This window comes from Paenibacillus hebaui (assembly GCF_051934385.1).
In the GTDB taxonomy this organism is placed as follows: Bacteria; Bacillota; Bacilli; order Paenibacillales; family Paenibacillaceae; genus Paenibacillus.
Window position 1 is genome coordinate 3,384,023 of sequence record NZ_CP196836.1, and the last position, 12,057, is coordinate 3,396,079.

Sequence of the window (12,057 nt, forward strand, 5' to 3'; positions counted from 1 at the left end):
AAAATGAATACCTTTGGGCCCCAGTCTTACGCTCTAGTTGTCAAAGGAAGATGAAGATTCGGCTAAAAGTCGACGTTGCTTACCAAATCTGCCCGGAGAAATGCCCACCATATTGGTAAAGCTCCGAATAAAATTGGCATAATCACTAAAGCCGGAATGAAAGCAAGTATCTGTAATACTCATTCCCTCAGACAAGTGGAATTTGGCTCGTTCAATGCGCCGGCCCAAAATGTAAGATCGAATGGTCAACCCGGTATGTTTCTTGAACTGGCGGCTGATATAAGTGCTGTTCATATAAAACTCTTCGGCAAGTTTGCGTAGCGTGATGTCTTGATTTAGATGGGCTTCGATGTACTCCATTGTTCTACACACCAGCTCAGGCATGATGTCATTTGGAACAAAAGAGTTGTTGTGAAACCAGACATTAATCATAACCAGCAATTGTGCTACTACTGCGTTGGTTTTGATATCTGCGCCATAAGCATCAGAATGAAGCCATTTCTCCAGTTCGTTGGTCCATTTCAGCATCTGCTTTAAGTTATAATCGTCAAGGTGAACGATGTTGCCTGTTCCTTTGGGACGATAATCAAAACATGACGACAGATTGGTTGATGGAGTAGATAGCTGATAGAGGTACGTTTTTTTGAGATTTATTGTAATTCGCTCATATTCAGATTCATCCAGAATAAAGGCCCGATGCATTTCTTCGGGAGACATGATAAGCAGATCACCCGGTTGCACATGATAACATCGGTTTTCAACATAAAAGTGGACATTGCCACGAAGAAACAGGTAGATCTCGTATGCATTATGTCGATGATAGATCGTATCCAGCTTATAGGTAGTTACGTGGTGCAGATACAAGAGTTCAGGCTGGATGGGGTCATAAAAATATTCAGAGGACCCGCTCATAAAACACCTCCCGTCATTTCACGCAATAAATAGAGCGGGTTACGCAATGAAATTGTACTCAGCTTACCTTAAAATGTAATCATCCTATCATGATGCGATTTTTATTGCAAACGCTTTCTATTCATGGAACCACGGATCAGGGACACCGCAACGGGTCAAAGAAACTACCAACAACGGTTATAGGGGGAATTCTTTCAATGAATCACAATTCTACATCACATGCTGGTGAGCAAAAGGAAGGAACCGGTCAGTCTGCTAATCTGGAGAGTGTAAAAGAGGGAATGGGGAAGCTTCGTGCAAACGGAAATCCTCTGATAGCTCACAAATTCGGAGCCGATCCATATGCTTTAGTATTTAACAATCGAGTCTACTTATATATGACTAGCGATAAGTTGGAATATGATATGAATGGTCTTCCTCAGAAAAACAGCTATTCGTCGATCAATCGGATCACGGTCATTTCTTCAGAAGACTTGGTCAACTGGACTGATCATGGCGAGATTAAGGTTGCTGGGCCTCAAGGCGCAGCGACATGGGCTACGCAATCCTGGGCTCCAGCAGCTGCTCATCGCATCTTAGATGGTAAGGATTGTTTCTTTCTTTATTTCGCTAACAATGCCAGTGGGATCGGCGTATTATCCGCACCAACCCCTGTTGGCCCCTGGATAGATCCTCTTGGGAAAGCACTCGTTACAAGAGAGACCCCGGGAGTGGAGGAAGTAACCTGGCTATTTGATCCAGCCGTGTTCGTAGATGATGATCATCAGGCTTACCTCTATTTTGGAGGTGGTATTCCTGAAGGAAAAGCAGAAAGGCCCGATACGGCAAGAGTTATGCGATTGGGAGACGATATGATCAGCGTTGTTGGCAAAGCGAAGGTTATCCCGGCACCCTATATGTTTGAAGATTCAGGGATACATAAATATAATAATATGTACTACTATACGTACTGCTCCAATTTTCACGAAGGCCATCGGCCAGAAGGCAATCCACCACCCGGAGAAATTGCATATATGACCAGCGTTCAGCCAATGGGACCATGGACATATCAGGGAACGCTTCTCAAGAATCCAGGGCACTATTTCGGTATCGGCGGCAACAACCATCATGCCATATTTCAATTGGAAAATCAGTGGTACATTGCCTATCATGCTCAGACGTTATGCCAGGCCATGAATATACCCGAAGGTTACCGATCCACACATCTAAACCGAATTGAATACGATGAGGCGTCTGGTGGGATCAAGGAGGTACACGCAGATTATCTAGGCGTAGATCAAATCAAGCCCTTCGATCCCTATCAGCGGGTAACTGGTTCGACGATTGGATGGAGTAGCGGAGTATCAACAGCGCAATATCTGGGCTCCGAGGAGATGTCTTCATCAGACTCGGATATGATTGCCGCCGAGCTGCAAAGTGGCAGTTGGATTGCAATATCGAACGTCGACTTTGGCAGCGAAGGGCCAACAAGCTTCACAGCCATCATTTCAAGTAAAGGAACAGAAGGTATTTTGGAACTTCGTCTTGGTCGTGCCAACGGACCCTTGATTGGAGAAATAATGTTCCCCTCCACAAAAGGATCACTTCACTGGATGGAGCTTACAACCGAAATTACCGGTGCGCAAGATGTGCAAGACTTGTATATGGTGCTCAAAAGCTCAACGGATAGCCCATATATCCTTTTGAGGGAATGGAAGTTCGAAAGAGAAACAGATGCGACGACATAAAGCCTGGTGTTGAGTTCAAATAACCCGGAAAAATGAGGTGTAATTAAAGCATGTATCCAAATCCGATTATTTGGGCCGATTACCCGGATCTTGACGTGATCCGGGTGGAGGATACGTATTATATGGTCAGTACAACCATGCATATGATGCCGGGATGTGTCATCCTGCGTTCGTATGACCTGATCCATTGGGAAGTAGCCACATATGTATACGACAGGCTGGATGATACACCAGCCCAGAGGCTTGAGGATGGCCAACAGATTTATAGTAAAGGCATGTGGGCGGCATCACTCCGGTACCATCAAGGGATGTTCTACGTTATCTTTGTTGCCAATGATACGCGGAAGACGTATTTGTATACGTCTACCTCCATATCAGGACCATGGAACAAGCAGGTTGTGAAGGGCTTTTACCATGACTGCTCCTTGTTCTTTGACGATGACGATCGGATATATCTGGTTCATGGTAATGCCGAAATCTATCTGACCGAGCTAAGCGCTGACCTGTCCGAACCCAAGCCGGGTGGAATACAACGCCTGATCGTAAAAGATGAGCAACCTTACTACCTTGGTTATGAAGGTGCCCATTTCTATAAAATTCATGGGAAATATGTTTTATTCCTGATTCACATAACGAAGGCAACGGGACGGAGAACACAGGCTTGCTATATGGCAGACTCGCTGGAAGGTCTCTTTGTTGGTGGAGAAGTATTCAATGACGATATGGGTTATTTCAATTCCGGTGTTGCCCAGGGCGGAATCGTGGATACGCCCGATGGTAACTGGTATGCGATGCTGTTTCAGGATCATGGGGCAGTTGGTCGTATCCCTGTACTGGTTCCGCTACGTTTCGATAACGATATTCCTGTGTTTGCAAACGAAGCTCCAAAACAGATTGATATTCCAAGCACAAGACCAGGGTACCGTTATAACCCGCTGGTAGGAAGTGATCAATTTGATTATGAAACTGGGCAAGACGGCAGGATACGTCTACGTGATTTTTGGCAATGGAATCATACACCCCACGATGAACTCTGGTCTGTAACAGAGAAACCGGGAGTTTACCGCGTCCGTACCGGACAGATCAGCCCGAATCTGACGTTTGCCGTAAATACGCTAACCCAGCGTTCGATGGGACCCGCTTGCGAAGCAACGGTCACGCTCGATGGCAGCGGACTGAATGATGGGGATTTTGCCGGGTTGTGCTTCCTGATCGGCACCTACGGTATGATTGCCCTTACGAGGAATGAAGGCCAGTTCTACTTGGTCATGCAGGCTAGAGATAGTGAGGATTCCGGCATATTCGGCAATCTGATTGACCAGGAGCCTGCCACTGAGCATGCTCGTATTCCTGTATCAGGTCCAGTGGTTACACTAAGAGCATTTGGGGATTTTGTGGACAATCAGGATGAGTGCTCTTTCTCCTATTTGGATGGGATTGAATGGAGAAACATAGGCATTTCCCACAAAATGATGTACAAACTGGATCATTTTATGGGTTGTCGGATTGGATTGTTTGTATATTCAACCAGGGTGATTGGAGGATCAGCTGACTTTTCGAATTTTGAATATGATGTACTCATGTCAAGAGAGAACGATTGATACACATAGAAGCTGCCAAACGGCAGCTTTTTCGTATTCAATGGGTTCAAGTTGTTGTACAATGATAAAGATTCAAGATGGTATAGAACAGAGATATGTTCATTCCAACCGAATTGGGGGCATGTCGTCGTGTATAAGAGATGGCTGGACAAAACTAGATGGACCTTCATTCTGTTCCTTGCTGTATGTATACCAACAGGTCATACCGAAGGGGATTCTGAACAACGAAATTTGCAGTCGGACGGGCACAAGGTTCAACCACCCGCTATGTATGGGAAATACTCCCCTCCCATAGAGGTCTCTTTTGTCAGGGAAACCGGAGATGACCTTCAGCGAATGATTAGCCAGCTGCCTGGTGAGACGGTGTTGGATAATCGCTGGACTCGTTTGTACGAGGAAGAACTCGGCATTCGAATTCGCTATGACTGGATTGCCAACGGAGACGTATACAGTCAAAAGCTGGGGGTATCTCTTGCTGCAGGACGCTTCCCGGACGTGGTAAAAGTGAATCCATACCAACTCAGACAATTGAGCAACGCTGGATTGATCGAAGATCTAACTGACGTGTATCAAGAGTATGCCTCTCCACTTACGAAGAAAATATTGGAAGCAGAAGGAAGAGGGTCATTCGATGCAGCAAGCATTGATGGCAAACTTATGGCGATTCCCGAATCATCTTCCTCTATCGAGACTGCACAGTACCTGTGGATTAGAACAGATTGGTTGGAGCGACTGGGTCTGGAAGCACCCAAAACCATGGAAGACGTGCTTCAAATCTCGAAAGCGTTTACAGAAGGAGATCCTGACGGAAACGGAGAGCAGGATACATACGGACTGGCGCTGACGAACCATTTGTGGGATCCCGTTATGGGGGCTGCGGGACTGATGGCCGGGTACGGAGCCTTCCCCAATATATGGATCAAAGATAAGGAAGGCAACCTCGCTTATGGCGGCATACAACCAGAAGTTCGCGAGGCTCTGCAAGTACTGCAAACCATGTATCTTGAAGGCCAGCTCGATCCGGATTTCGGCTACAAAAGTGGAAGCAAGGAGTTTCGTCTGATTCAGGATGGCAAAATAGGTATGCTCTATGGAGAACAATGGACTTCTTTTATGATTCAGAGCACCCGTGATACAGATCCAGATGTAGAATGGCAGTGTTATCCCATTGTTGCGGAATCAGGCAGGAGTCAGTTGGTACCACTGCGTTCGAACACAGGGCATTACTTCGCTGTAAAGAAAGGATATTCTAACCCTGAAGTTGTCGTGAAGCTCATGAATCTGCACCTGGACACCAACTGGGGCGAGCAGGCACAGTACGAAACCTACTACAATGACGATTCCCGAGCGGTGTGGATGCTCTCACCGGTTACTCCTTTTCCTGGCAACAAAAATATAGATGCATACAAACAAATCCGTGATGCCAGAAGCACAGGAGATTTTTTGGGTCTGCAGAATGAAGCTCTCGCCATTTACAAACGTATAGTGGCTTATGAATCGGAAGGTGTGGATAGCGGATGGGGTTGGAAACAAACCTATGGACCTTCGGGGGCCTTTAGCATTGCAGATGCCTACGAGAAGAACGGTCAACTTCTCTATGACCAGTTCACTGGCGGAATTACGGATACGATGGTTGATCGGCAGATCATCCTTCGGGATCTTCAACTTGAAGCTTATATGAACATCATTCTCGGTTGGCCAATCGATGAGTTCGATCGATTTGTAGAGAATTGGCGCAAGCTGGGTGGAGATCAGATCACATCTGAAGTTAATACGTGGTTCAGAACCGATTTATCACAGAAGCACTAAGCGTTCTCCTCGCCGTACTCATACAAGGAAGTAATCCAGCCCTTTGCATTGGAGGTGGATGCACTGATTAAGATCCCTGCTAAATCATGGTTTAACAGTATATTTGCACGATTAATCATCACCTATCTAGCCTTTGTGCTGCCTCTTATCCTTCTTGGAGTGTATCTGTATCATTGGAGTTATGATAATGCGAGCCAGGAAATATCTTTGTCGACGGAAAGACGGTTGAACCAGTATGTAGTGGAGTTGAATAGGGAAATTGAATGGATGGAGTTACAGCAGTTTGATATCGCCGAAGATCGGAAACTGAATCGGCTCGCGATCCTATGGGACATGATGGATCAGGTTGAGCGACGCGAAACGTTCAATTACCTATCTGAACGGCTGGCAGCATTTAAGAACAGCAGTGCTTACATCAAGAACGTTCATGTACATATCCCTACCGTCGGCAAGAGCATTTCCTCGACCCAAGGCATCGATAACTTCGATGAGGCTTCATATGAATATTTCAGATCAGGCATACAGGGAAAAGGCACACGCTTCACGGTGAAAGAGGACACCATGAACTTGAGTGCCGTTCGGCTGACAGGCAAGAGAGACGAGCCTCCGCTGTTTGTTGTACAAGTAGAGCTGGATAAAGAGCAATTTCAAAATGAATTAACACGGCTTAATTTGTACCCGGAGAGTGCCACTTTTCTTATTGAGGACAAAACGGGGTATGCCATCATGGATAAGCAACAACGCAATATTATTCTTTCGAATTATCGTGAGCACAGTGCCAAGGCCACACATGACGGCTTCCGCATGAAGTTGGAGGGAACATGGTATCATGTTAGCCAGCTCCATATGGACTCCCTGGGCCTGTCCGTAGCTACATATTTGCCTGAGGAAATAGTAACCAGACCCCTTAGCAAGTTCTATCATTGGGCTTGGCTGTTTGCCATCACATCGTTTGTTGCCATCACGGCTTATCTCTATTCAAGTTATAAGCTGATTCACATCCCATTGCTGTTTTTGGTGAAAAGATTCAAAAAAATGGAGGGAGGCGTGCTTGATATCCCGATCGCGCACAATCGAAAGGACGAGTTTGGTTTCCTTTACACCCGTTTCAATCAAATGATTGAGAATCTTCAATCCCTTATAGACCGGGATTTCAAAAAAACAATGATGATGCAGCGGGCCGAGTTGAAACAGCTCCAATCCCAAATCAATCCTCATTTTCTGTACAATAGCTTCTTTATTCTAAATTCGCTCGCAAGAACAGGGGAAACAGAACGCATTGAGCAATTCACTAACATGCTTGGTGAATATTTCAGGTTCATTACCCGGAATGAAACAGATCATGTCAAGTTGAAAGAGGAAGTTGACCATTCACGAATCTACACTGAAATTCAACAGTTGCGATTCTCCAGACGAATCAAGGTCGATTTCGGACCACTGCCGACTCAGATGGAACATATTCAGGTGCCCAGGCTCATTATTCAACCGATTATCGAAAACGCCTATGAGCACAGCCTTGAAAAGAATACAGCCTCGGGTCTTCTAATCGTCCGATTTAACCTGGAAGCCCCATATGCTGAGATCACGGTGGAGGACAATGGGAGTGGATTGGAAGAAAGTCAAATCCATGTCCTTCAACAGCGCCTGCACAAGGACGATGACACGGATGAAATGACCGGATTAATGAATATTCACCGACGTCTGGTCCTAACGTATGGAGAGGGAAGTGGCCTTTTTCTGGCCAGAAGCGAATTGAAGGGGTTGAAAGTCACGATTCGAATTCACTGGAAGGAAGGGGAAAGCGAATGTATCGACTTTTGATTGTGGATGACGAGGAAATCATTACAGACAGTCTCTATGAAACATTCGCCAGGCATATGCCCGACCGGCTGGATGTATGCAAGGCCTATTCCGCGATGGAAGCTCTGACCTGGATGCAACGCTCAAGAATCGACATCGTTCTAACGGACATCCGTATGCCGGGTATGAGTGGTCTTGAGCTGACAGAACAGATTCAGGCCAGTTGGCCGAATTGCCGGGTCATTTTCCTGACAGGACATAGCGATTTTGACTATGCCTATCGGGCTTTTCAAATGTCTAATGTGCGTTACTTGCTCAAAACGGAAGGCTATGACAAGGTATTGGCTGTTGTCGAAGATGTATTAGAAGAGATTCGGCAGAGTTACAGCATGCTTAAATTGTTGGAACAATCTCGTAAAGTCACTTCCCAGCTGGCAGTGATTCAGCAAGAGGAGTATTTGCGGAAGCTTCTTCAGGATTGTACAGCAGTTACATCTTCACCGTTTGAAACGCAAGATGAATTGTCCAAACGAGACATAGGCTTGCGGCTTGACTCACCGGTTTATCTGGTACTGGGTCGGTTTAACACGCCGCCAGGAACCGGTTCGGATCTCAATCGGATCCAGGAATCTGTGCGAATTATCGGCTCTACTCTGATGCATGAACGTACGGTGTACGCTAACGTTACAGACCATTACGGTGATACGATCTGGATACTTCAGCCGAAACAGGAGGAAGAGACGGAGAATGATAAACTTGTGCGATTTCTTGAGGGCACCCTGGAACTTGTACAGGAAGCTTGCATGTCTACACTTGGCGTATCCATCGCGTTCACTTTAAGTGGACGAAGCTGCCAGTGGTCTGAGATCACAAGACAATATGAACGTTTAAGATTACTTCAGTGGATGAAGATCGGCGATGGAATATCGATGGTGCTTACAGATTATCACAATGACCTTTCGGCTGGAACACCAAAAGAATCTGTACGTATCTCGAGCAGGATCGAGATTATGTCGGGATATTTGGAGTCGGGAAGATTTCAGCCTTTTTACGACATATTTGAGGAGCTTGCGAGTGAACTGCTGCAACAGGATATTACGATGGAACGGGCCATGGAGACCTACTACAATCTGGCGTTGTTATTGTATTCCACCATTAATCGTTGGGGACTTCAGCATAAAATCCCTGAGCAACGAAGCTTATTTCATCTAGGAGAGTTTACCTGTATGAAAGATGCGGTCCAATTTCTGTACCGTGCAGCCGATGAATTAGTCCATTTCAAGAGATCGAATGAGCAGGAACGTGCGAAGGTTATCATTCATTCCTTGTGTAGTTACGTCAAAGAGAATCTGGAGAAAGATCTCTCTCTGGTGAGACTGGCCGAGCTTCATCATTTTAACCCCTCCTATTTATCACGATTCTTCAAACAAGAAATGGGAATAAATTTGTCGGAGTTCATTGATGACTGTAGAATCAGGAGAGCCAAGGAACTGCTTCAGAATACGGATCTGATGATTCGCGAGGTTGCACTTCACGTAGGTTATGAGGCCGCTCATTCTTTCACCCGACTTTTCAAAAAAATAACGGGCATGACTCCTCAGGACTACCGGGAATCTCTTTTGGTACGTTAGTTATGAACATCGGTAACAAACGATGAGTACAAAAGGCAATGCAAAAAACCGCAGGGGCAGCAGACCTGCGGTTTTGATGCGGATATGAAATGGATGAACGAATAAGGCGACGATTCATCCCTAAGCGGTGTGAACTTTTTGTCTCCTATAGGCATTCGGACTTGATCCAACATAGGCTCTAAACTTTTTATAAAACCAGTCAATATCCTTATAGCCCACCTCCAAGGCAATTTCATATATTCGCAGGTTGGTCGAGGACAGGAGCTGTTTGGCTTTTTCCATTCGTTGTTGAAGGATGTAATCATTAAAAGACATTTTCTCTTCCAGCTTGAACTTTTGTCCAAGGTAGGCGCAATTAAAATGAAGCATGTCGGAGATATTCTTCAATGTGAGGTCACCGCTTAGATGATCCCGAATATAGGCTTTGACAATACGAATAACTTGACTTGAATGCTTGGGCTTGCCATTCATTTGAACTGGCGTTTTGAAGAAAGATGATGTTTTATATGCAGGCTCGGTTTCAAGCTTGGACCGGAGTCCGTGCAGACTGTTCAACAATGAAGATGAATTTACAGGAAAGGGCAAATAATCATTCACTTGATACGTCATAGCTTTACGCACTAGCCTGAAATGATCTCTTCCGCCGATCAGAAGAATGGGAACCTGGCTTTTTTTTCGAATATCGTGGCATAGCCAGAGGCCCGCAGCATCACACCGCTCTGTATATACAATCACGACGGAAAAATCTCGTTCAGATAACGCGTTCAAGGCAGCAGACGATGAGAACACACAATCTGCGACTGTATAATGGGCTTTGCTTCGCTGTAGCAACTGTTGCAGCTCTCTGCACAGGCGACCGCTAAAATCCACAAGTAAAATATCATACACTAAGCAATACCTCACCTTCTCCTGAATTTCGAATCCACTGGTAACTGAAATATAGCTTAATTTCATTATGGTAATAAAAGAAAGCGTATACAATGTGCATATTTTTGCGGAGACACCATTTCTTTACTAATATGAAACCGATAAGGTACTCTGCTCGGTGAAAAATACTCCTTTCTATATTTTGCCAGGATAAACATCTGTATTTCGCCAGGTTGTTTGCGCTTTCATTTCGGCGATACACTTTGAGAGCAAACGACAATCAGGGGGGAAGACGATGAGAAAAAACACGTATATGCTGCTCAGTTTGGTTTTTGCTGTAATGCTGTTAATCACCGCATGCAGTTCCGGTACTACCGCTCAACCTGAGCCGGAGGCCAAGACACCGCAAAAGGAACAAACAACAACTGAAACAGAACCCAAGAACGAAAAATCCACACCAGAAATGGACTTTGACATGGGAGGCAGGACGATCAAAGTCGTAGCCTGGTGGGACATGAAAATAACGGATAACAATCCGGATAATATTCAACGCATTGAAAATTTGGAAGCGTTGAAGAAAAAGCATAACTTCAACATCGAATATGTCTCCATTGATTTCGGTGAATATCAGGAAAAGGTCGTGGCATCACTCATGGCGGGCGAACCGCTTGGTGATATTGTGCGGCTGGGCAAAAACTATGCTATCCCAGCACTGACCAAGCAGGACCTGTTATGGCCTATTGATGAATACACCAAGAATGATAAGGTATTCAACCAGAAAACGACGAACGAATACTTTCAGTATGAAGGCAGAGGTTATGGATTCACGGAAGATCAATCTTCATTTATTAGTGGGGTCTTTTACAACCGGACACTCATGCAGGAGCTTGGCATGAAGCCATTACAGGAATATGTGGACGAAGATCAATGGAGCTGGGATACGTTCATTGAAGTCGCCAAAAAAGCGAACAAGGATCGCAACAACGACGGAAAGCTCGACACTTGGGGATTGGCCCAAACGGGACTGCTGGAGCCTGTCCTGTATTCCAACGAAGCGTCTCTGACCAAGGATGACAAACAAAATCTGGAGGACCCAAAAACAAAAGAAGCGCTGAGCTTTGTTTCCAAATTGGCGACAGAGAAGGTAGGAAGACCTACGGAGGGTGGAGACTGGACGGAACCGGCGACATTCTTCCGTCAGGGGAACACGCTTATGTATTCAGGAGCCATGTATGAGATTGAAGGCATTCGTACAGATATGAAGGACTACGACATTGGTTTTGTTCCTTTTCCAAAAGGGCCAAGTGCTACAGCGTACCACTCCGGGGAATCGCGTTACCAAGCCCTAACGATCCCGAAGGCTGTCGAAAATCCGGAGCAACTGATGTATATCTGGGAAAAAATCAACGAGATTGACTCCATCTACGATTACCCTAGTCAGTCTACCCTAGAGACTCATCTGACGGATGAAGCCGATATTGAAAATGCCAAAACCGTTGCCGAGGGTATGCTGGTGCTGGACCACAATACGTTCCCGTCTCTGCCATTCTGGGATTTCAACGGTGAGCTGCTTGAAGGGGTATCCGTATCAACGGTCATTGAAAAATACAAGGCGCCTTTCCAAGCTTCCATTGATGAGGTCTACAAATAAACGCACTTAGCTGCTCTCTCGGGACGAAAAGGGGTTACAGGCCACTGTCCCGAGAGGCC

General features: G+C 45.6%; 8 protein-coding genes. 6 read left to right on the top strand and 2 right to left on the bottom strand.

The window, feature by feature from the left end; genetic code table 11:
* Positions 1–33: 33 nt before the first annotated feature.
* A complete protein-coding gene (locus tag ACR32F_RS14995) occupies positions 34–912 on the bottom strand; it encodes a helix-turn-helix domain-containing protein (RefSeq protein ID WP_440119472.1) in 879 nt (292 codons plus the stop codon).
* A gap of 197 nt (positions 913–1,109) precedes the next feature.
* Here ACR32F_RS14995 and ACR32F_RS15000 point away from each other — a divergent pair, with 197 nt between their 5' ends.
* From ACR32F_RS15000 to ACR32F_RS15020, 5 genes are all read left to right on the top strand, one after another.
* Positions 1,110–2,639, top strand: coding sequence for a glycoside hydrolase family 43 protein (locus ACR32F_RS15000; protein ID WP_440119473.1), 1,530 nt, complete (start codon positions 1,110–1,112; stop codon positions 2,637–2,639).
* Positions 2,640–2,689: 50 nt separating this feature from the next.
* Positions 2,690–4,240 carry a glycoside hydrolase family 43 protein gene (locus ACR32F_RS15005; RefSeq protein WP_440119475.1) on the top strand — a complete coding sequence of 517 codons (1,551 nt, stop codon included), beginning with the start codon at positions 2,690–2,692 and terminating at the stop codon, positions 4,238–4,240.
* Positions 4,241–4,369: 129 nt separating this feature from the next.
* Positions 4,370–6,049, top strand: coding sequence for an extracellular solute-binding protein (locus ACR32F_RS15010; protein WP_440119476.1), 1,680 nt, complete (start codon positions 4,370–4,372; stop codon positions 6,047–6,049).
* 207 nt (positions 6,050–6,256) lie between these two features.
* Positions 6,257–7,870 (top strand): sensor histidine kinase, encoded by a 1,614-nt coding sequence (locus tag ACR32F_RS15015; RefSeq protein ID WP_440119477.1) that lies wholly within the window; start codon positions 6,257–6,259, stop codon positions 7,868–7,870.
* Complete coding sequence (locus ACR32F_RS15020; protein ID WP_440119478.1) at positions 7,855–9,480, top strand: response regulator transcription factor; 1,626 nt, start codon at positions 7,855–7,857, stop codon at positions 9,478–9,480. Before ACR32F_RS15015 ends, ACR32F_RS15020 begins: the two co-directional genes overlap by 16 nt.
* Before the next feature lie 120 nt (positions 9,481–9,600).
* Here ACR32F_RS15020 and ACR32F_RS15025 read toward each other — a convergent pair whose 3' ends face one another.
* Positions 9,601–10,368 carry a helix-turn-helix domain-containing protein gene (locus ACR32F_RS15025; protein ID WP_440119479.1) on the bottom strand — a complete coding sequence of 256 codons (768 nt, stop codon included), beginning with the start codon at positions 10,366–10,368 and terminating at the stop codon, positions 9,601–9,603.
* A 274-nt stretch (positions 10,369–10,642) separates the two neighbouring features.
* On the opposite strand from ACR32F_RS15025, the gene ACR32F_RS15030 reads away from it, so the two are divergent.
* Complete coding sequence (locus tag ACR32F_RS15030; RefSeq protein WP_440119480.1) at positions 10,643–11,998, top strand: extracellular solute-binding protein; 1,356 nt, start codon at positions 10,643–10,645, stop codon at positions 11,996–11,998.
* Positions 11,999–12,057: the final 59 nt, after the last annotated feature.

Bases quoted from the DNA above. Each gene is read 5' to 3' on its own strand.
- ACR32F_RS14995 (WP_440119472.1), bottom strand. From the start codon at position 912: ATGAGCGGGTCCTCTGAATATTTTTATGACCCCATCCAGCCTGAACTC.
- ACR32F_RS15000 (WP_440119473.1), top strand. From the start codon at position 1,110: ATGAATCACAATTCTACATCACATGCTGGTGAGCAAAAGGAAGGAACC.
- ACR32F_RS15005 (WP_440119475.1), top strand. From the start codon at position 2,690: ATGTATCCAAATCCGATTATTTGGGCCGATTACCCGGATCTTGACGTG.
- ACR32F_RS15020 (WP_440119478.1), top strand. From the start codon at position 7,855: ATGTATCGACTTTTGATTGTGGATGACGAGGAAATCATTACAGACAGT.
- ACR32F_RS15030 (WP_440119480.1), top strand. From the start codon at position 10,643: ATGAGAAAAAACACGTATATGCTGCTCAGTTTGGTTTTTGCTGTAATG.